Source organism: Microbacterium gilvum (assembly GCF_039543865.1).
GTDB lineage: Bacteria > Actinomycetota > Actinomycetes > Actinomycetales > Microbacteriaceae > Microbacterium > Microbacterium gilvum.
The window spans coordinates 102,670-122,972 of the sequence record NZ_BAABKO010000004.1; the positions used below are offsets into that span (position 1 = coordinate 102,670).

Annotated in this window: 17 protein-coding genes; 10 read left to right on the forward strand and 7 right to left on the reverse strand. The window is 69.7% G+C overall.

The window, feature by feature from the left end:
- On the forward strand, positions 1-669 hold the full coding sequence (locus ABD998_RS11685; protein ID WP_345439313.1) for an endonuclease/exonuclease/phosphatase family protein: 669 nt from the start codon (positions 1-3) through the stop codon (positions 667-669).
- 390 nt (positions 670-1,059) lie between these two features.
- On the opposite strand, the gene ABD998_RS11690 is transcribed toward ABD998_RS11685, so the two are convergent.
- The 5 genes from ABD998_RS11690 to ABD998_RS11710 form a co-directional block, all read right to left on the reverse strand.
- Positions 1,060-1,632, reverse strand: a complete 573-nt coding sequence (locus ABD998_RS11690; RefSeq protein ID WP_345439315.1) for a hypothetical protein — start codon at positions 1,630-1,632, stop codon at positions 1,060-1,062.
- A gap of 96 nt (positions 1,633-1,728) precedes the next feature.
- Entirely contained in the window at positions 1,729-3,579 is a 1,851-nt protein-coding gene (locus ABD998_RS11695; protein ID WP_345439317.1) for a DUF4012 domain-containing protein, read from the reverse strand.
- Positions 3,576-4,556: a GDP-L-fucose synthase family protein gene (locus ABD998_RS11700; RefSeq protein WP_345439319.1), complete on the reverse strand. Its 981-nt coding sequence runs from the start codon at positions 4,554-4,556 to the stop codon at positions 3,576-3,578. The genes ABD998_RS11695 and ABD998_RS11700 overlap by 4 nt, the downstream gene beginning before the upstream one ends.
- 33 nt (positions 4,557-4,589) lie before the next feature.
- Positions 4,590-5,654 carry a GDP-mannose 4,6-dehydratase gene (gene gmd, locus ABD998_RS11705; RefSeq protein ID WP_345439321.1) on the reverse strand — a complete coding sequence of 355 codons (1,065 nt, stop codon included), beginning with the start codon at positions 5,652-5,654 and terminating at the stop codon, positions 4,590-4,592.
- A 161-nt stretch (positions 5,655-5,815) separates the two neighbouring features.
- On the reverse strand, positions 5,816-7,114 hold the full coding sequence (locus tag ABD998_RS11710) for a glycosyltransferase (RefSeq protein WP_345439323.1): 1,299 nt from the start codon (positions 7,112-7,114) through the stop codon (positions 5,816-5,818).
- A gap of 51 nt (positions 7,115-7,165) precedes the next feature.
- Here ABD998_RS11710 and ABD998_RS11715 point away from each other — a divergent pair, with 51 nt between their 5' ends.
- Genes ABD998_RS11715 through ABD998_RS11735 form a run of 5 tightly spaced genes read left to right on the forward strand, consistent with a single transcriptional unit; the run spans position 7,166 to position 12,409 of the window.
- Positions 7,166-7,726, forward strand: a complete 561-nt coding sequence (locus ABD998_RS11715; RefSeq protein ID WP_345439325.1) for an LbetaH domain-containing protein — start codon at positions 7,166-7,168, stop codon at positions 7,724-7,726.
- On the forward strand, positions 7,723-8,565 hold the full coding sequence (locus tag ABD998_RS11720; protein ID WP_345439327.1) for a glycosyltransferase family 2 protein: 843 nt from the start codon (positions 7,723-7,725) through the stop codon (positions 8,563-8,565). Before ABD998_RS11715 ends, ABD998_RS11720 begins: the two co-directional genes overlap by 4 nt.
- Positions 8,562-9,689 (forward strand): glycosyltransferase, encoded by a 1,128-nt coding sequence (locus ABD998_RS11725; RefSeq protein WP_345439329.1) that lies wholly within the window; start codon positions 8,562-8,564, stop codon positions 9,687-9,689. The genes ABD998_RS11720 and ABD998_RS11725 overlap by 4 nt, the downstream gene beginning before the upstream one ends.
- Positions 9,690-9,735: 46 nt before the next feature.
- Positions 9,736-10,926 (forward strand): lipopolysaccharide biosynthesis protein, encoded by a 1,191-nt coding sequence (locus ABD998_RS11730; protein ID WP_345439331.1) that lies wholly within the window; start codon positions 9,736-9,738, stop codon positions 10,924-10,926.
- Positions 10,916-12,409: a hypothetical protein gene (locus ABD998_RS11735; protein ID WP_345439332.1), complete on the forward strand. Its 1,494-nt coding sequence runs from the start codon at positions 10,916-10,918 to the stop codon at positions 12,407-12,409. Before ABD998_RS11730 ends, ABD998_RS11735 begins: the two co-directional genes overlap by 11 nt.
- Before the next feature lie 75 nt (positions 12,410-12,484).
- Here ABD998_RS11735 and ABD998_RS11740 read toward each other — a convergent pair whose 3' ends face one another.
- Positions 12,485-13,918 carry a tyrosine-protein kinase domain-containing protein gene (locus ABD998_RS11740; protein WP_345439334.1) on the reverse strand — a complete coding sequence of 478 codons (1,434 nt, stop codon included), beginning with the start codon at positions 13,916-13,918 and terminating at the stop codon, positions 12,485-12,487.
- Positions 13,919-14,082: 164 nt separating this feature from the next.
- Here ABD998_RS11740 and ABD998_RS11745 point away from each other — a divergent pair, with 164 nt between their 5' ends.
- From ABD998_RS11745 to ABD998_RS11755, 3 genes are all read left to right on the forward strand, one after another.
- Entirely contained in the window at positions 14,083-14,913 is an 831-nt protein-coding gene (locus ABD998_RS11745; RefSeq protein WP_345439336.1) for an HAD hydrolase family protein, read from the forward strand.
- Complete coding sequence (locus tag ABD998_RS11750; RefSeq protein WP_345439338.1) at positions 14,910-15,461, forward strand: hypothetical protein; 552 nt, start codon at positions 14,910-14,912, stop codon at positions 15,459-15,461. Before ABD998_RS11745 ends, ABD998_RS11750 begins: the two co-directional genes overlap by 4 nt.
- A 689-nt stretch (positions 15,462-16,150) precedes the next feature.
- Positions 16,151-17,656 carry an HNH endonuclease signature motif containing protein gene (locus tag ABD998_RS11755; protein WP_345439340.1) on the forward strand — a complete coding sequence of 502 codons (1,506 nt, stop codon included), beginning with the start codon at positions 16,151-16,153 and terminating at the stop codon, positions 17,654-17,656.
- 723 nt (positions 17,657-18,379) lie between these two features.
- Here the strand turns inward: ABD998_RS11755 and ABD998_RS11760 are convergent.
- Entirely contained in the window at positions 18,380-18,976 is a 597-nt protein-coding gene (locus ABD998_RS11760) for an arsenate reductase/protein-tyrosine-phosphatase family protein (RefSeq protein ID WP_345439873.1), read from the reverse strand.
- Between the two features lie 29 nt (positions 18,977-19,005).
- Between ABD998_RS11760 and ABD998_RS11765 the strand changes: the two genes are divergently transcribed.
- A complete protein-coding gene (locus ABD998_RS11765) occupies positions 19,006-19,824 on the forward strand; it encodes a CPBP family intramembrane glutamic endopeptidase (protein ID WP_345439342.1) in 819 nt (272 codons plus the stop codon).
- Positions 19,825-20,303: the final 479 nt, after the last annotated feature.

Below are 20,303 nucleotides of genomic sequence, written 5' to 3' on the forward strand. Positions count from 1 at the left end.
ATGAGGGTCATCTCCTACAACCTGAGGAAGCACGCCGCCGCGGCCGAGCTCGAGCACCTCGTGGAGCGGTGGGAGGCGAACGTCCTGTGCCTGCAGGAGGCCGACACGACGGCCCTGCCCCGGCAGGTCGCGGGTCTCACGCTCGCGCAGGCCACCGAGCGGAACCGGCTGGGGCTGGCGCTGTACTACCGCGAGAACATGTTCCGGCTCGAGGACGTCGTCGTGCTGTCGCTCAAGCGCTCGCTGCACGACATCGTGCTGAAGCCCGCCCACGAGCGGCTGCTGGGTGCGCGGATGTTCGACATCGACGCGGGGCGCGAGGTCGTGTTCGCGTCGTTCCACGCCGCTCCGCTCACGGCGCTCAACTCGCTGCGCCGGCACCAGATCCGCTCGGCGCTGGGGGCGCTCGGGCGGCTGGGGCCGGGACTCCCGACGCTCATGGTGGGGGACTACAACTACCCCGTCTTCAAGGAGCGCCTGCACGAGCGGATCAAGGGCAGCGGCTACGACCTCACCCTGAGCGATGCGCGGACGTACACGCGGTACCGCTTCTTCAAGGGCCACTACGACTTCGCGACCTCGGCGGGGCTCTCGATCGACGACATCACGACGCTGCCGCAGGGGCGCAGCGACCACCTTCCGATCCTCGTGAGCGCGAGCTACCGATGATCGGTATATCGCTGCTGCCCGGGTATCCGCTAGCATCGAGTGCAGAGCGCCTCTCCGATCGAGGCGGCGGATCCGCACCCGACGGGATCAGCCGCACGCACCTCTCGATCGAGGGATGACCCGGCGACCGTACCCGACAGATCGACCGTCGTGCGCCAGCTCGCTCGCTTCACGTCGATGTGGAAAGACGGCCGACCCCGTTGCCGACGCCGCGGTCGACCGTCTCTGGGATCCGCGTCCGTGAAGAACGGCTGTCCCCGCCACCTGTCCCCCAGCTGGCGGGGACAGTCTATTCGCCGCTTCGCTGCGCACCCCCCCGGATTCTCACCCCCGCACACGCGGAACGGCCGGCGAGCTCTCGCTCGCCGGCCGTTCGCGTGATGCAGGGTGTCAGCTGTCGCTGCGCTGACGGCGGATGGCCGTCGCCGTCACGACAGCGGCGCCGCCGAGCAGCAGGGCACCGCCGCCGACCCACAGGCCGACCGACGTCAGGTCGCCGCCGGTGGGGGAGAGCGAGTCGGAGCCGGAACCGTCTCCCGAGCCGCCTCCGGCCTCGGCCGGGACGGGGATGCCGGTGTCGAGCGCGGCCGACGCCGATGCGCCGCTCGTGCCGCCCGTCGCCGTCACCGTGTAGGCGCCGGCGGCGTCAGCGGGGAGCGTGACGTCGACCGTGGTCGACCCGTCGGCCGCCGCGGGCTTGGTGATCGAGGCCGTCTCGACGGCCGTGCGGACGATCGTCGCGAGCGACGCGCCGGAGGCGTTCCAGCCCGTGAGCGAGAACGTGATGGTCTCGCCCGGGGCGAAGCCGCCGAAGCCGAGGGTCGCGGTGCCGCCGGGGGCGACGGCGGTGGTTCCCTCGGGAGCGGAGGGGGTGTAGGCCGACGCCGTGAGGGGAGCGCTCAGGGCGAGCGCGCCCGCGACGCCGAGCGTGGCGAGGAGAGCAGCGGGCTTCTTCATGGTCATGACTCCAGGGGAGAGGAGAACGGGGTGGCGCAGGAGGTACGTCAGGCCCGGTCGCGGGGATGGGCACTCCCCGGGTACATGGCCGATATACAGGAACTATGGCATAGTCGCGCACGCGGCGCCAACCGATGAGGTTTCCGTTTCATGAAGTGTCGGCGTCATCGCGATATCGAGGTCCTCACCCATCGCGGTGCCCGATGCGACCAGCTCCAGGTGCGCGGCCTCGCCGGGGCCGAGGACGACGTCCCACTGCACGACGGCGTGGCCGTCGTGGAAGCCGACCGGGGTCGCTGTGCCGGCCGAGACGCGCACCCGCTGCACGTTGGCGTCGGTCGGCAGGTAGACGTAGGCGACCGTGCGCGCGTCGCCGGCGACGGTGCCGCCGACCGTGAGCCCGTCGTCGCCCGCGCCCGTCACGTACGGGGCGAGGGATCCCACGTCGGCGGGCACGTCTGACCGCAGATCCACGCGCAGCGCGGCGGTCGCGAGCCCGCCGTCCACGCGCGTGCACCAGGCCGCCGAGGCACCCGCTGCGAGGTGGTAGTCGAGCTTCGAGCCGGTGCCGTCGTTGAGGTAGACGCCGAACGCCGTCGTGCCGGCGTCGCTCGCGGGCAGAGCCCCCTGCAGCGTCGTGCTGTCCAGCACGCTCTGCAGCGCCGGGTCGTCGTTCCAGACGAGGAAGCGGCCCTCGGCTCCCGCACGGACGAACGCGTTCAGCAGCTCGGCGGCGTCGGCGCGGCCGTCGAACAGGGCGGCGAACACGAGCGAGGTCGTCTCCTCGAAGACGGCGTCCTGCGCAGCCGGATCGTCGTAGCGCTCGTAGACCTCGCTCAGCAGGAACGAGACGGCGTTGCCCGAGCCGACGGTGTCGCCCGTCGAGAGCGTCACATCGCCCGTCGCCGCCAGCAGGTACGAGAGCGCGACCGCATCGAGGGCGACGACCGCGTCGGCGGCGACGTCGTGGTCGTTCTGCCAGAACCGCTGCGCGAGCTGCGCGGCGATCGCGAAGTCGGGGATCTGCGTCACGTTGTGGGCGAACCGGCCCGGCTTGCCGTCGTAGATGGGGTCGAGCTCCGCGGGCAGCACGTCGAGCGGCGCGGCGTACTGCGTCAACGAGGTCGCCGACGCCTGCTCGCCGAGCGCGACGGCGCCGTCGTCGGTGCGCAGCTCGACGAGGGAGCCGGCGAGGCCCCCGAGAGAGCGCCACTCCGCATTGTTCTCGACGATGGCGAGGACGGTGCGCGGCCCATCCGCGCCGAGCATCGGCGGCAGGAGCACGAGCGCGCGCGCGAGCGCGTCGGTCGCGGAGTCGAGCTGCTCGAGCACGCCCGAACCCTGCTCCACGGCGCTCCGCAGCGGCCCCACGAGGGCGGGGACCGGCAAGGCGGCGACGTTCAGCGAGGCATCGTGCGCGACGCCGGCGGCGCGCACCGCGACCGGCTGGGCGGCCTCGAGCGCGGCGAGGTCGATGCGGCCGTCGGCGGGTGAGAGCGCCGCGAGCAGAGCGGGCGCCGCGTCGGCGAGCGGCGCGGCGACGTCGGAGGCGACGTCGTCGAGGGCCGCGGCGACGGTGGCGACGGCCGTCAGCTGGGGCCCGATCCAGGGCAGGCCCTGTGCGAGCGACCAGAGGGGATCCGAGGTGAGCTCGCGAGCGGCGCGGGCGTCGTCGCGCAGTTCCGCGATGGTCGCGGACGCCGCCGCGGGGTTCTCGACGAGGGTCGCCTGGAGCCCCCCGGCCTTCTGCTGCGCCTGGTCGAGGTGCCAGGCCGCGAGCGCGCCGCGTGCCCCGATCCAGATCGCACCGAGGACGAGGAGCCCGAGCAGCGCGAGCGCCACGACGGCCGTGATGCGCCCCGCGCGCTCGCGCGGGGTCCGCGCACGACGACGGCGGCGCCCGCTCCGGGAGACGGCGGGCGCCGCCGTGTCGACGAGGGTGTCCGTCGTCATCCGCGCAGTGCGCCGACGTGCGCGCGGTACCACGCCACCGTGCGCTCGATCCCCTCCTCGAGGGAGATCTTCGACGTCCATCCGGCCGCGGCGAGGGCCGAGACGTCGAGCAGCTTCTGCGGTGTGCCGTCGGGCTTGGTCGTGTCCCAGTCGGTCTCGCCCTCGAAGCCGACGACGCCGGCGATCGTCTCCGCGATCTCGCGGATCGTGATGTCGCTGCCGGTGCCGACGTTGACCTGCGCGGGGCCGTCGTAGTGCTCGAGGAGGTGCAGGCTCGCGTCGGCCATGTCGTCGGCGTGCAGGAACTCGCGGCGCGGCGTTCCCGTGCCCCAGTTGGTGACGCGGGCGTCGCCGGCGCTCGCGGCCTCGTCGTAGCGGCGGATGAGCGCGGGGAGCACGTGCGATCCCGTGGGCGAGTAGTTGTCGTTCGGGCCGTAGAGGTTCGTCGGCATCGCCGAGATCCACGGCAGGCCGTACTGCCGGCGCACCGACTGCACGTGCAGGATGCCGGCGATCTTGGCGATCGCGTAGGCGTCGTTCGTGGGCTCGAGGTGGCCCGTGAGGAGGGAGTCCTCGCGGATGGGCTGCGGTGCGTACTTCGGGTAGATGCACGACGAGCCGAGGAAGAGCAGCCGCTCCACGCCGACCTCCCGAGCGGCATCCATGACGTTGGTCTGGATGCGGATGTTGTCGCTCAGGAAGTCGACGGGGAACGTGCTGTTGGCGAGGATGCCGCCGACCTTCGCCGCGGCGAGGGCGACGTAGCGCGGCTGCGTCGCGCGGAAGAAGTCGAAGACCGCGTCGCGTTCGCGGAGGTCCAGCTCCGACGAGGTCTGGCCGACGAGGTTCTCGAAGCCGCCGGCCTCGAGCCTTCGCCAGATCGCCGACCCCACCAGGCCTCGGTGCCCCGCGACGTAGAACGTCGCGTCGCGATCGAGCTCGGCGGGGGAGTACTCGACTCCGTCAACGGCGGTCATGGTCTTCTGCTTTCGGGTAGGGGCGTCGCGCCGTCAGCTGACGGACACGACCTGGGAGGGCAGTGGAGCCGGGTTCCTCCACGACTCGAGGTCGACGGTGTCGATCCACTGCCTGCCCTCGTGCTCGAGGGAGGCGATGTCGGCGTCAACCATGATCTTGGCGAGGGCGGCGCCGTCGACCGTCGGGGTCCATCCCAGCTTCTCACGCGCCTTGGTCGCGTCGCCGATGAGGGCGTCGACCTCGGTCGGGCGCAGGTAGCGCTCATCGAACTTGACGAACTCCTGCCACTCGAGGCCGACGTGGCCGAACGAGGCGTCGAGGAACTCGCGGATCGTGTAGCCGACGTTCGTCGCGAGCACGAAGTCCTCGGGCTCATCCGCCTGCAGCATGCGCCACATGCCCTCGACGTACTCCGCCGCATAGCCCCAGTCGCGGATGGAGTCGAGGTTCCCGAGATAGAGGTCCTTCTGCACGCCCGCCTTGATGCGCGCGACGGCTCGCGTGATCTTGCGGGTGACGAAGGTCTCGCCGCGTCGGGGCGACTCGTGGTTGAAGAGGATGCCGTTGACGGCGAAGAGGTCGTAGGCCTCGCGGTAGTTCTTCGTGATCCAGTAGCTGTAGAGCTTCGCGGCCGCGTAGGGCGAGCGCGGGTAGAACGGGGTCTCCTCGTTCTGCGGCGGCGGGGTGGCGCCGTAGAGCTCCGACGACGACGCCTGGTAGAAGCGCGTCTCGATGCCGGCCAGGCGCACGGCCTCGAGGAGGCGGATGGTGCCGGTGCCGGTCGTGTCGGCCGTGTGCTCCGGCTCGTCGAAGGAGACGCGCACGTGCGACTGCGCGGCGAGGTTGTAGACCTCATCGGGGCGGATCTCGGAGAGGAGCGTGACGAGGCGCGCACCGTCGCTGAGGTCGCCGTAGTGGAGGAAGATGCGGGCGGACGGGTCGTGGGGATCGACGTAGAGGTGATCGATGCGCGACGTGTTGAACGTCGATGCGCGGCGGATGAGGCCGTGGACCTCGTAGCCCTTGGCGAGGAGCAGCTCGGCGAGGTACGAGCCGTCCTGGCCGGTGATGCCGGTGATGAGTGCGCGCTTGGTCACGGTGTTCTCCTGGGGGAGGAGGTGCGCCTGGGAGGCGACGGATGGGCAGGGGAGGAACAGCGGGTGGAGTGTCGCCGCGAGCGGCGACAGGGGAGAGAGTAGACGGAGGTCGTGTCGTCGTCGTACCGGTATTTCCGTTCGCGTCGTGGCACGCGTGCGGATCAGGCGGGAAGGGCGGGCATCGGGGGCTCCTGGGTCGCGGGGCCGACGGCCGCCGCGGCGGGCGCGGCGCTTGCGAGCGTCGAGACGAGCGTCGCGAAGCGGTCGATCGCGAAGTCGGCGTCGAGCACGGTCTCGCGATAGCGCTGGGCGCTCTCGCCGTAGGCGGCGGCCCGCTCGGGGTCGGCGACCAGGGCGATCGCGGCGTCGAGCAGCACGTCGGGAGCGCCGCTCTGCACGGCGACGCCGGCACCGGCGGCGCGGACCTCCTCCGCAGTGATGCCGAGCGGGTCGGTCGCGGCGAGCACGGGCCGGCCGGCGGAGAAGTACGACGTCAGCTTGCTCGGCACGGCCATCTCGGAGACGCCGGGGCGCTCGTTGACGAGCAGGACGTCGGCGGCGCGCAGGGCGGCCGGGAAGTCCTGGCTGTCGAGGGGCGGGAGGAACTGCAGGGTCGGGATGCCGGCGCCGAGCTTCTGGAGCCGGGCGCGCTCGCTGCCGTCTCCGACGAGCACGAAGCGCACGTGCTCGCCCCGCTGCGCCGCGAGCCGCGCCGCCTCGATGACGTTCTCGAGGCCCTGCTTGACGCCCATGTTGCCGCAGTGGAGGACGACCTTCTCGCCCTCGGACCATCCGAATCCGGCGCGGGCGGCGGCGACGTCGACCTCGGGGATGGGAGGCAGATGCGTCCAGTTGCGGATGACCGAGATGCGATCCGCGCTGACGCCGAGATCGTCGCGGACGCGGGGCACGAAGCGATCGTGGATGACGACGACGCGGTCGGCGCGCCCGAGGAGCCAGCGCTCCACGACGCGAGCGAGGCGCACGCCGGCGCTCTCGCGTCCGTCGAACTCGGCGAGCCCCTGGGAGTAGAGATCCTGCACCCAGACGATGAACGGGACGCTGCGGTAGCGCAGGCGCGCACTGGCGTACGCGATCGCGCTCGAGAAGAGGGCGGGGGACACCGCGACGACCGCGCCCGGTCGGCCCCATGAGCGGAGCGCGAGACGCAGGCCGAAGGAGACTTCCGACAGGAGTCGAGATATCCGACGCGGCTGACGCGGAACGTAATGAAGCAGCCGCTCGACGGCCACGTGATCGATATTTTCGTTCCGCGACCACTGCCCGTAACCTGCCCGGATGCGCCAGTCGGGATAGTGGGGATGCGTCGTCAGGGCCCGCGTCTCGTGGCCTCGCGCGGCGAGGCCAGCAGCGAGGGCGCCTGTGTAAGGCGAGATGCCGGTGGGCTCGGGTGGGTAGTTCAACCCGAGCACAACTACCGGGGGGAGCGGGCTGGTCATGTGGGCAGGATACCCTGATCCAGATAACCCAATATTTCGGATAGAGGTCCGTTGGAAAACATTCCTGTGATCGACCTGTCGCGTGCACCCGGAGAGCGCGCGGCGTGGGATCGACCGAGGTGGGTCGTCTACCTCTGGGCGGTGTGCGAGCTGCTGCTCGTCACGAACGCCTGGCAGATCAGCTCGAGCCTGCGGGTGCGCGTTCTGCGCGCCTTCGGCGCGGAGATCGGCCGCGGTGTCATCTTCCGGCCGCGCACGCGGGTGAAGTTCCCGTGGAAGCTGCACATCGGCGATCGCTCGTGGATCGGCGAGGGCGTCTGGTTCCACAACCAGGACCACATCCACGTCGGCAGCGACGTCGTCATCTCGCAGGAGACGATGCTCACGACCGGCAGCCACGCGCATCGACGCGACATGGCGCTCGTCACCCGTCCCATCCGCATCGAGGACGGCGCCTGGATCACGAGCCGCTGCATGGTGCTCGGTGGCGTGACGGTCGGGCGGTCGGCGCTGGTGAAGCCGATGACTCGGGTCGACGCCGACGTCGCGGCGAACGCCGTGTGGGATGCCGCCGGGGAAGTCGGCGAACGATTCGAAAGGGCATCCGCATGACCATCAGCCACGTCTCGGTCGTGATCCTCGCCAAGAACGAGGAGGCGACGATCGGCAATACGCTCGATCATCTCAAGGATTTCGACGATGTGATCGTCATCGATTCGAACAGCGATGATGCCACCGTCTCGATCGTGGAGGCGCACGGCGCCCGCGTGGTGAACTTCACATGGGATGGCTCGTACCCCAAGAAGAAGCAGTGGGGCCTCGAGAACGCGGGCGCGAAGAACGACTGGGTGCTGCTCCTCGACGCGGACGAGTATCCGTCTTCGCAACTCGTCGACGAGATCCGCGGTCTCGAGGCGGAACTGCAGGCACGGACTCACTCCGCGTACGACATCCACCTCTCCTACCGTTTCGCGGGCAAGTTCCTGATGCACGGTCATCGGGTGACCAAGCGCTCGCTGCTCGACACGACGAGCGCCCGATTCCCCGTGGTCGACGATCTCGGCGCCCCCGGAATCCGCGAGGTCGAGGGCCACTATCAGCCCGTCGCCGACGGCTCGATCGGCTCGCTGAAGGCGCGGCTCATGCATGACGACCGCGATCCGGTGTCGAGCTGGTTCGCGCGGCACAACCGGTACTCGGATTGGGAGGCGCACCTTCGACTCCACGATGCGGCGCGCAAGGAGATCGCGAGCAAGCGAACCACGAAGGGCCGCATCTTCGACGCCGTGCCTTTCAAACCGGTTCTGTTCTTCCTGTACTCCGTCGTCGCGCGGGCAGGATTCCTCGATGGGCGTGCCGGCATCGACTACGCGCTCGCGCTGTCGATGTACTACTGGCAGATCGAGGTCAAGACTCGCGAACTCGCTCGCGCAGGGGCCGACGGACGGTGAAGATCGTACAGATCGCGAACACCCTCGCCCACGAAGACGGGGGGCCAGCGAGGAACTCGTTCGAACTGAATCTCGCCCTCAACGCCGTCGAGGACGTGCAGGCGCAGCTGTTCTGGCTGCGCGGAGACGACGCGGGGAGTGTCGTCCAGTCTTATGTCGATGAGGGCGGTGTCCTTCCCGACAGCGCTCCGAGACGGATCCGGTCATCGCGGACGGAGCACGCGTCTTCCGGGCTTCGAAATGCGATCCGGACGATTCGTGCGGCCGACGCAGTCATTCTGCATGGGTATTTCCTCTGGTGGATACCGCTTGCGGTGATGTTCGCGCGCTCGGCGAACGTTCCTGTCTTCCTGATGCCTCACGGTTCGCTGACCGCATACGATCGCGCGCGGAACGCCACCAAGAAGCGGCTGTTCGAGGCGACCGCGGGCTGGGTCGTACGGAAAGGCGTGTCGGCGGTCGTTGCCGGATCGGTGATCGAGGCCGAAGAGATCGTCAGCTCGGGGCGGTTCGCGAGAGTGGCGTACGCGGGCGTGGGAACCCGACTGGCGGACATCGTCATCGGCTCGAGAACGCCGTCGGCGCCCGTGCGACTCCTCACACTGTCACGGCTCGCGCCGAAGAAGCGAGTCGATCTCGCCATCGAAGCGGTCGCCGTCCTTGCTGCATCCGGGATCGATGTCCGCTTGAATGTCGCTGGTGCGGGGCAGACAGAATACGTCGATGGTCTACGCGACCTCGTCGCCCGTCTCGATCTGGAGGACCGCGTCCACTTCGCAGGGCTCCTCGCGGGCCCCAAAAAGACCGATGCACTGCTCGACGCGGACATCTTCATCCTGCCGAGCGAGGACGAGAACTTCGGTATCGGCGTCGCCGAAGCAGCCGCCCACGGGCTCCCGACGATCGCGTCGGTGAACGTCGCTGCGGCGAAGCTCCTTCGCGGCGATGCCGTCGAGATGCTGGAAGACCTTCGCCCATCGACCATCGCAGCGGCTGTCGAGCGCGTCATCTCGGCCTACGCTTCCACCACCCGCGCGTCGGTCCGGAGCCAAGCCGAGGAGCAGTTCTCCTGGGGAGCCGTCGCCGGCCGTTGGATCGCTGTTCTCGACGGCACGTCATCGTGACGGTCGTATCGCTGTCGGTCGTCGCTCGCCAGGCGAAGGACAGCAGATGCTGACTCAGGTTCTGAATCTCATCCTGTCGAGGGGGATCTCGGGCGTGGCCCAGGCTCTCGCGCTCGTGCTGCTCGCTCGATGGAGTTCGGTGGAGCAGTTCGCCGTGACAGCGGCGGCGACGGGCGCGATCGTCGTCGTCTGCGCCGTGTGCGACCTGGGAATGGCAGGGTACATCTCGAAGGCACGCGCGCTCGGCGACCACCCCGCCGTCCGCGCCGCGTTGGCCATCAATCAGGTCACAGCGATGGCGGGGTACCTGCTGACTGCAGCGGTCGTCCTGATCGTTCTCGACGACAGCATGAGAATTCCCATTGCCATCCTCGCCCTGGCGCTCTTCGGCGAGAAGTACGCGGACACATTGCTCGGCGTCCCCATCGCGGACGGCGCAAGGACCGCGACGACCATTTCGGTGACGGGGCGCCGGATCGTCGCGCTGGCACTGATGTTCATCGCGAACGGGCTCGGCATCGATGGCGTGATGGCGTACGCCGCTGGATATGTCGGCGGTGCGCTCTTCGCGGTGGTCGCTGGACGCATGTATATCGCCCGCCATACGGCGAGCGACGGTCCCCATGCCGATCGGAAGATCGTCCTCCGCCAAGGCGTGAAGTACATGATCCCGTACGTCGCCGGACAACTGCGGCTGATGGATGTCGCGATCGTCGGCGCGCTCGCAGGGCCAGCGGTCTCCGCGGCCTACGGGGCGGGCGCTCGGCTCGGCCAACCGGCTTTGCTGATCCCCGGTGCGATCGGCTCTGTCCTGCTGCCCTACTCGGCCACGCGAGACAGCGTGTTCGCGAGGAAGGCCGGCGTGCGCCTCCTGTGGGGTACGGTCGGCGGCATCGTCGTCGTCCTCCCAGCCTTCCTCATCCCCGCATGGATGATCACCGGGCTGCTGGGGGAGGAGTATGCGTCGAGTGTCGATGTCCTCGCCTGGAGCCTCCTCGCGATCGTCCTCATCGGCATGTCGAGCGCGGTTGCAGGAGTTCTGCAGGGAAGAGGCGAGGAGAGTTACGTCGTCGCCGTAGGCGTGCTCTCTACGGTCCTCCTCTTGGCCTCTGTGGCAATCGGGGCAGTGCTGGGGCAGAGCGTAGGAGCCGCTATCGGCCTCTTCATCGGTGCGCTGATCCGATGGGCGACGCACATCGTCAAACTGCTGTGGGATCGTTCAGAGCATGGTTCGTAACCCGGTCGCCGACAGACGGCGTCACGTCGACATCTCGTCGTCGAGCAGACGGCCGTCGATTGCACGAAGGGCATTCGCGGTTCTCGGCCTCAGCATTGCGCTGCCTGCCGGGATCGTCTTGGCTCTCGGGGCGGATGTGGAGCCGGAGACGCTCGTCCTCCGACTGCTGGTCCTGCTCTACACCGGTGTCCGGCTGAGCTCGTTTATCGGCGCATCTGCATATGTGCCGTCAGGCGCTGTGTTCTGGATGTTCTCGTACATCACGCTCGGAATCGTCCCGCTGGTGCAGGAACTCACCGGCGTGCGGCAGTACTACGCGTTCGGGACGGATCCGACGATGGCAGCGCTCATCGTGCTGGCAGGCCTCCTCGCGTTCGACGCCGCGTATGTTGCTGCCCAGCGATGGACGCGTTCGCCGATCGCTTCGGAACGTCAGGGGTCGCGCCAGCTTGCTCGGGATGATCTCGTTGGTGTCAACTCCAACCTCCTCGTCGCCGCAGCGATGTTGAGCATTCTCGCCGCGGGCTATTACGTGCTCAGCGCTGGGGGCGTGCCCGTGTTCTTCTCGTCCCGTCAGGATCTTGGAGTCGCGACCGCGTCTGCTCTCACCGACGCAGATAGTGGCGAGTCTGTGCGCGCGACGGTCGGCGCTCTGGGTACCGTCTTCCCTCTCATCATGATGCTCGTCATGATCGCGCTACTCCAGCTCGGTCACGTCCGCTACACCGCGACGAATGTCGCGCTTCTCGCCGTCCTCATCGCTGTGAACATCGTGGTCAACAACCCGATCTCGAACCCTAGATACTGGGTCCTCGCTGTCGCTCTCGGGGTCTTCTTCACCATGTTTCGAGCGAAGCGTGTGCACGATCTCGGAGTGCTCGGTGGGGTATTCCTCGCACTCGTCGTCTTCCCCATTTCGGACGTGACGAGATACGCCAGCGGAGCGAGTGCCTCCCCGTCAGCCGACTTCTGGTCGACGATCGCCACGAAGGATTTCGACCAGTTCGTGATGATCTCCAACATCCTGGACTACACACGCGATGAGGGGTTCGCGCACGGTTCGCAAATTCTGGGTGTGCTCTTCTTCTGGGTCCCCCGGTCGATATGGAACACGAAGCCCGTTGATACGGGTGTGATGGTAGGTGAGTGGATGGGTATGCGGAACACGAACCTCTCCTCGCCGCTCTGGGCGGAGGGCTGGGTCGACTTCGGTTTTATCGGCACTGCCGTCCTGCTCGCCACGCTCGGTGTCGTCTGTGCGGCCGTCGATCGAGCATATGATCGTGCGCGCGCACAAGGCGGTGTTAGCGGCGCGGTGACAGTCGTCGGCGCCGCCGTCTTCTCCGGCTACCTGTTCATCATCCTTCGCGGACCGTTGCTCCAAGCGTCTGCTCGGTTGTTCGTCATCGTCGCCGTCTGTTGCATTCTGGCTCAGCTTCTGCCCAGGCGACGGCAGTCTCGCCGGGCCCACACAAGAAGCTGAGGGCACTCACGTGCGCCGTGTCGGTCTCGCAGCACGTCTGCACCCGGGGTCGCGGTCGATTGCTGCGTCCAGAGCCTATGCGGCGCGCGCGGTCGAAGTCCGTCGGGGCCCGGCCTTCGGGCGTCGTGAGGACCGTTCCTCCTCTTCCTCATCCCCGTACCCGTATCCATACCCGTACCCGTAGTCGTATGCGTCCGGGCCGCGGGTCGGGACCATCGTCACGACCATCCCCGCGATGCGGGCGTCGACGGTCTCGAGGGCGTCCACCGCGGCATCCAGCTGACGGCGATGCGTCTTGCCGGCTGCGACGACGAGGAGTGCGCCGCTCGTGTGCTTCGCGACGACAGCGGCGTCGGTCACGGGCAGCAGGGGCGGGGCGTCGAGGATCATGATGTCGGCATCCATGCCGAGGTCGCGCAGCAGCTGAGCCATCTTCTTCGAGCCGAGCAGTTCGCTCGGGTTCGGCGGGATCTTGCCGGCCGGCAGCACGTACAGCGAACGACGGCCCCACCGCTGGACCACGTCTGCGAGCTCGGCACGGCCGATCAGGACATCGGTGAGCCCGACTCCGCCCTCGATGCTCAGGTACTCGGCGACCTTCGGCTTGCGGAGATCCGCATCGATCAGCACGACCCGCTGGCCGGCATCGGCGAGCGCGATGGCGAGGTTCGCCGCCGTCGTCGACTTGCCCTCGCTCGGAACGCTCGACGTGATCACGAAGCTGTGCGCGCCGCCCTCCACATCCACGAACTGGAGGTTCGTGCGCAGCATCCGGAACGCCTCGCTGCGAGGATTGCGCGGGTCGGCCTGCAGGATGATCGGCCGCTCCTTCGCCTTCGGATCCAGCGGAATGGTGCCGATGATGGGGCGATCCGTGATCCCCTCGACGTCTCTCGACGACCGGATGCGCGTGTCGAGCACGGTGCGCATCACGGCGAACCCGACGCCGAGAGCGAGGCCGATCAGGCCGCCGAGCGCAAGGTTCAGCGGGATGTTCGGGCTGACGGGATCATCCGACGCGATCGCGGGCGTGATCGTCGTCACCTGGACGGGCGCGCCATCCGTGCCGGGCAGCGTCTCGACGTCGTAGATCGCCTCCGTGAGGCTCGCCGAGACCGCATTGGAGATGTCGGCGGCGAGGACGGGATCGGCATCCGTCACCGTGACGCGCACCACCGTGGTGTTGAGCGTGCTCGCCACATTCACCTCACCGGCGAGGGACGCGGCCGTCCGCGTGAGCCCGAGCTGCTCGATGACGGGATCGAGCACGCGCGGCGACGTCGCGAGCTGCACATACGACGCCACGCGCGCGAGCGTGTACGTGTTGCCCTGCTGCTGCTCGGCGATCGTCGTGCCCGCCTGCGACGAGACAAACACCTCGCTCGTCGACTCGTAGAGAGGGGTGCGCGTGAAGGAGTACGCCGCGGCAGCGCCCACCCCGACCAGCAGGATCACGGTGATGACGAGCCAGTTCTTGCGCAGGATGCGCAGGTAGTCGCTGAGTTCCACGGCTTCCCTTCGGATTCTGGAATTCATCCTCCCACAGCGCACCCCGGGCACCCTGCCCATGCGACGAGACGTAACGAGAGCTTCAAACAAGCGGCGGATGGCGCGGGCCGGGCGGCCGGAGAGGGACGAGGCCGCGGCCATCCACCGTGGTGTTCGATAGGAACGTGACGAACACTCCCGCGGCGATCGCGCTCGACATCGACGGAACCCTCATCGGCTCGGACAAGCGCATCCCGGCGTTCACGCGCTCCGAGATCCAGCGGGCGGTTGACGAGTACGGCGCGCGCGTCTTCTTCGTCACGGCGCGCGGACCGCAGTCGACGGCCGTCATCGAGGAGCACCTCGGGGTCGCCGGCTCGTACGCGACGTTCGGCGGCTCGCTCGTATGGGCACGGACATCCGATGGCGCCTTCGAGACGCTCAGCGAGACGTCGCTCGACGATGACATCGTGCGCGGCATCCTCGCCGCCGCAGCGGACGCCCCCGTCCACAAGGGCATCTACACGCACGAGACCTGGTACGTCAGCGCGCTCGACTACTGGGGGCTGCGCGAAGCGCGCAACACCGCGGTGTGGCCCGAGGTCGCCCCGATCGACGCGACGCTCGTCGACGCGATCGGCCCCGTGTACAAGATCATGTTCCGCGGCGAGCCGGCCGACCTGGCCATCCTCGCCGACGCGCTCGCGCCGTTCGCCGACCGTGCCTACGCCCACTTCGCCGGACGCGTGCTCGAGATCGTGTCGGCGAGCGCCGTGAAGCTGCCCGCCCTCGAGACCCTCAGCGCCCACTTCGGCATCGCCATGGCGGACGTCCTCGCGTTCGGCGACACGTCCGCCGACGTCGGGATGCTCGAAGCAGCCGGCAGGGGAGTGCTCATGGGCAACGCGGTCGTCGACGCCGCGCCGCACGTCGAGCGCACCCTGACCAACGACGAGGACGGCGTCGGGATGATCGTGCGCAAGTACTTCCCGACCGGGCGGCCCTTCCGGCCGTGACACCGCTGCGCCGGCGGCGGATGGCCGTTGCCGCCCTGCTTCCCGCAGCCGCGCTGCTCGCCGCCCTGGCCGGGTGCGCGCCGTTCCCCGCCCTGCCCGACGAGGTCGCCTACCCGGCGGGAGGCGTCCCCTCTGACGTCGCATGGCCATCCGATTGGCTGGAGGGCTTCACGAGCGAGTCGGATGCAGTCGGCGGCGAGATTGTCGGGATGCGACTCGAGTACGTCGACGACGTGTGGTTCTGGCGTATCCGCAGCCACGACCCCGGGCGTGACGTCTTCGATGAAGCGGTGACCGAACCCGATCGCGGGCGCGAGGCGCTCGTCGACGCGGCGACCCTCGAGCTCGTCGTGCAGCGGCACGTGACGCTCACCGAGGCGGAGATGGCCGAGAGCGGCGTATCCGCGTACGACGCGGCGCAGCGCTCGGGTGAGGAATGGCCGGCACCCCGCCTCATCGAACTCGAACGGCGGATGGCCGACGGCCACGCCGTGTGGGACGTCACCGTCTCCGACGAGGGAGGGATCACGATGCTGACCGTGGAGTGAGGCGCGGGATGGCGGGGCGGCGCGGGGTGGGGCGGCGCGGGGTGCCTCGCTTCGATGGCTGGGGCCATCCACCGTCTCATGTCGCGTCGACGAGCGCGACGTCCCCGTGGCGGCGGAGCGTCTGACCGGGTGTCGGCGTCGTAGACGATGGTGAGCCATCGGGCGATGGTCAGTGAGAACTGTCCAGGGATCTCAGCAGGAAGACGCAAGCGCCCCATTGATCGCGACGAGTCTGGCTCATCGCGCCGCGGGGGGAGCTGAGTCTCGCCGACGAATCCGACCGGATCCGACTCGGCTGAACCGCTCTCCACGCGCTCGCACGGTCGAAGGGCCGGTGGTCGGGAGAACGTTGAGGGCATGAGCGTCGCGGCCGGGGCGGCGAGAGGGCGATGCACCTGGTACGTGGACGGTGCGGCACGCGAGGGCGGGGGCAGTGTCGGTGGTCGGGAGGATGCTGAGGACATGAGTTCTTCGCCGGTGTCGACGGGTGGGCGCGGGTCGCGTCGCGGCTCGTGTCGTGCTGCGCGGGCGGGCGCGGAGCAGTGTCGGTGGTCGGGAGGATGCTGAGGTCATGAGCTTCTTCGCCGATGTCGACGAGTGCGCCGAGTGCGCCGCGCGGCTCTGCGCATACGCGGTCGGCGCTGCCGCGGTCCGCGGGCAGTGTCGGTGGTCGGGAGGATGCTGAGGTCATGAGCTTCTTCGCCGACGTCGACGAGCGGATCTGCGCCATGCGCGGGCTGCTCGGGGCTGTCGTCGAGGCGGTGGACATCCCTCGTGAGATCGGCGCGCTCGACGACGCCGACGTCGTCGCCCTCCTGAACGAGGCGACAGCGGCGGCTCGTGCGATCGAGCGGATCACGACCGTGGCTTCCGCGATCGTCTCGCGTCGATCGGACCGCGACGCGGGGCACGGCGGCATCGCGCAGTCGCGCGGGCACCGCAACGGAGCCGCCTACGTGCAGAGCGTGACGGGCGGCACGCGAGCGGAGGCCGCGAAGCAGATCCGCGTCGGCGAAGACCTGCTCGACACACTCGGGTCGTCGGATGAGCCCGAAGCGGGGATCGACGGTTCCAATGTCGATGACGCCGACTCCCCGGACGTCGATGCCGACTCCTCAGACGCCGGCCCCGGCGAGCCGAAGTCGGCGCCCCCGCCATGGCATGCGGCGCTCTCGCGGGCGCTGATGGATGGCCGCCTCACCGCCGCGCAGCACGACGCCATCCGGCGCGGGCTCGGCGAGCCGCCAGACGGTGCCGAAGAGGCGTGGGAGCTCGCGGCGAGCGTACTCGCCGCAGAAGCCGCCTCTCTGCCGCTGGAGGAGCTCGCGAAGTCGGCGCGGACCATCCGCGACCGGCTCGATCAAGACGGCGCGCTGGCCCGGTTCCGCGCGCGGCACGAGGCGCGGTCGTTCCGTATGTGGACCGACGCCGACGGCGTGCAGCACGCGCACATGGCCTTCGACGACGACGGCGCCCTGTGGATGCGGGCGATCAGCGACGCGGCACTCCGTCCGCGTCGCGGCGGCCCCCGGTTCGTCGATTCCGCGGAGCGGGCTGCGGCGCGGTCGTTGACCGACGACCCGCGAACCAACGACCAGCTCGCATACGACCTCGTGATGGACCTGCTGCGGGCAGGGGCCCTCGCCGAGGCCGCGGACGTCTTCGGCGCGCGACAGCCCGGAGTTCGAATCGTGCACGTCGTCGACCGCGACGGCGCGTCGGCGGGTCTCTTCCCGCATGCGGAGGAAGACGGCGTGCCCGTGCCACCGTGGATCGCGGCCGCAGCCCGCTGCCACGCCGGTGCGCGCGAGTGCACGGTCGACGGACACGGCAATCCGCTCGACGTCGGACGCGAGCACCGTCTCTTCACCCCGAAGCAGCGTGTGGCGCTCGCTGTGCGCGACGCGGGATGCCGGTGGACCGGGTGCGGAAGGCCGGCCTCGTACTGCGAGGCGCATCACATCGATGAGTACGCGTCGGGCGGCCGCACCGACATCGATCGGGGCATCCTCCTGTGCCGGTTCCACCACATGACGCTGCACAACGGCGGATGGACCGTCACCCGCGAGGGGCTCGGCGACTTCCTGCTCCATCCGCCCGGCGGGGGCCCTCCGGGCGTGCTGCATCCGCCGCTCGCCACCCGCTACCTCTGGGGTGTCGACCCGCCGCCCCGTCGTTTCCGCCCCGCGGCGTGAGCCTGGGGCGGTGGGCGCCGGAGCCGCGCGTGCCGGGATGGATGCGGGATGGCACGCACCGAGTGCGCGTCGAACCCGAGCTTGCGCGGAGCGGACGGCGCGGGGTCGGCCCCGGATGCACATCGCGGCGAGGTGAGGTGCGGGGCGAGCGCGCCGGCGCGCTTCGGGAAGACGTCGGGCTGTCTCCGGAGGCGAGCGCGCCGGGCTTGCGCTGGGGGCGGAGGCGGTCGGGCTTGCGCCTGGGGCGGAGGTCGTCGGGGGTTGTCCCCCCCCCGGATGCGAATGCTCAGGGCACGCGCCTGGGGCGGAGTGCGTCGGGCTTGTGCCTCGGCCGGGCTTGCGCCCGGGCGGAGGCCGTCGGGCTTGACTGCGGAGCGGAGTGCGTCGGGCTCGGGTTTGTCGCGGAGTGTGCCGGGCTTGACCGCGGAGCGGAGTGTGCCGGGCGTGACCGCGGAGCGGAGTGCGTCGGGCGCTCTCTCCGGACGCGAGGGCGCCGGGCTCGCGCCTGGGCGGACTGCGTCGCGCTTGCGGCTCGGGTGGAGTCCGCGCGGCGCTCTCTCCGGATCCGGGTGCACCAGGCGCGCCCCGGAGGGCGTACTTCGGACGCGGAGATCACCGGACGTGAGCCGGAAGGAACGTCGTCGGATTCGCCCCCGGAGAGGCGCGTGGCGGGCTCGGCCCCGGAGCGGACCGCATCGGGTGTGCGCCGTCAGCCCAGCCCGATCACGTGCGCCCCGTCGCCATCCGGATCACGCGCGCCGCCTCCTCGACGGCGGGAACCAGCACCGAAGCAGACTTCTCATATGCGTCCCAACCGCGCCCGTACGGGTCGGGGATGTCGTCGTCGAACGGGTTGCGCGGCGGCCCCACCTCGCCCCGCAACCCCGCGACAAACGCCGCAGCCAGCTTCACCCGCTGACGCGAACCGCGCGTCTCGCCCATCGCCTCGAGCAGCTCCGCATCACTCGCCTCGCGAGCCAGCCGCGCGAACTCACGCAGGGTGAATGTCGACCGCAGGGCCGACGGCACCGCCTCGACGATGGAGCTGCGATGCTCGCGCGACATCGCCAGCACCAGATCTGCGTCCTTCACGACCGGCTCGGTGATCTGGCGCGCACGATGGCCCGCAACGATGTCATCGGCGATGCCGAGCCCCTGCGCGAGGCGCACCGTCTCCGCCGTCATCGGGCGCCCCGTCATCGCCCGCACCCCCACGCTCTCCACCTGCAGACGGATGTCCGACAGGCGCGTCCGCAGCAGCACCTCCGCCAGCGGCGACCGGCAGATGTTGCCCGTGCACACCGTCAGAATCCTCAACATCTCGTCCACACTCCCGATACTCTGTCCGCGTGCCCCTGGATGCCCGCTTCGACACGAACCTGCCCGGGGAGTCGGACGAGCATTCCGCCCTCCTCGACGAGACGTCGGTCGCGCACCTGACACCGCGCCGCTCCCGCGAACGCCGTGACGCGCGATCCTGGCTCGAGAGCAGCCGCACCACGCGCCGCTGGAACACGGACCTGATCGCCTGGACGGCGGTGTCGCTGGGCGTCGGCGTGCTCGCCTCCCTCAGCGCAAGCCTTCTCCTGCCTGCGGCCACGGCGTCGATCGTGGGCCCGCTCGCCCTCTGGGCGGGGATGGTCGTGCCCATCGTCATCGCCATCCGACGCGGGCGCCCGACCGGGCTGTTCGCGTTCCGAGCCACGGACATCCTCTGGGGTGTCGCCCTCGGCCTCCTCCTGCGCACGGTGCAGGGCTGGCTCGCGGTCGCCGCCGGTGACAGCGGGGCGCTGCCCGGCTATCCGACGCTGGATGGGCAGCTGCCCGCGCTGTGGTGGCTGACGGCCATCGTCCTGCCGGTCGCCGTCGCGCCCCTCGTCGAAGAGGTGCTCTTCCGCGGCGTGATCCTGGTCGCCGTCTACCGCATCGCGCGCCGCGGTCTCGAAGGAGCGGTGCTCGCCGTCATCGCCTCCACCGCGGTGTTCGTCGCCCTCCATGCCGTCAGCGGCATGGCCCGATGGGACGAGCCCTTCGTGCTCGCCCTCGTCGGAATCGCCTGCGGTGTCGTCGTCATGTCGACCGGTCGCATCTGGGGCGCGGTGCTCGTGCACGTCGTGTTCAACGGCAGCTGGGTGGTGCTCTCGCTCGCCGGCACGCTGCTCGGCTGAGAGCTGCGCCAGCCCCCGCGGCAGGGCGATGAGGCGAGGCCTGCGAGAGCGCGGGACGCCGGCGCGCGGGATGTCGGCGCGCGGGACATCGGTGTGACTCGCGATGCCGAGCGGCTGGATGGCGTGCGGTGACGGCGGCGTGGGGCGTCTCAGCTCGCTTCGCTCGCTCAACGGTCGGAGGGGGAGCGGGTGGCTCTGCGAGTGGAGGGGGAGCGGGTGGCTCTGCGAGTGGAGGGGGAGCGGGTCGTCGGATGGTCGGGGTGAGGCGCCGCTCGCAGGAACGAGGCCCGGGTGACGTCGCTGGGGGACGGTCGTCCGGTTGGCCGGGAGAGGCGGGGCGGCGCGTTTCGTCTCGCTTCGCTCGCTCAACGACCGGAGGGGGAGCGGGTGGCTCTGCGGCTGGGGAGAGAGCGGATGGCTCAACGACCGGAGGGGGAACGGGTGGCTCTGCGGCTGGGGAGAGAGCGGATGGCTCAACA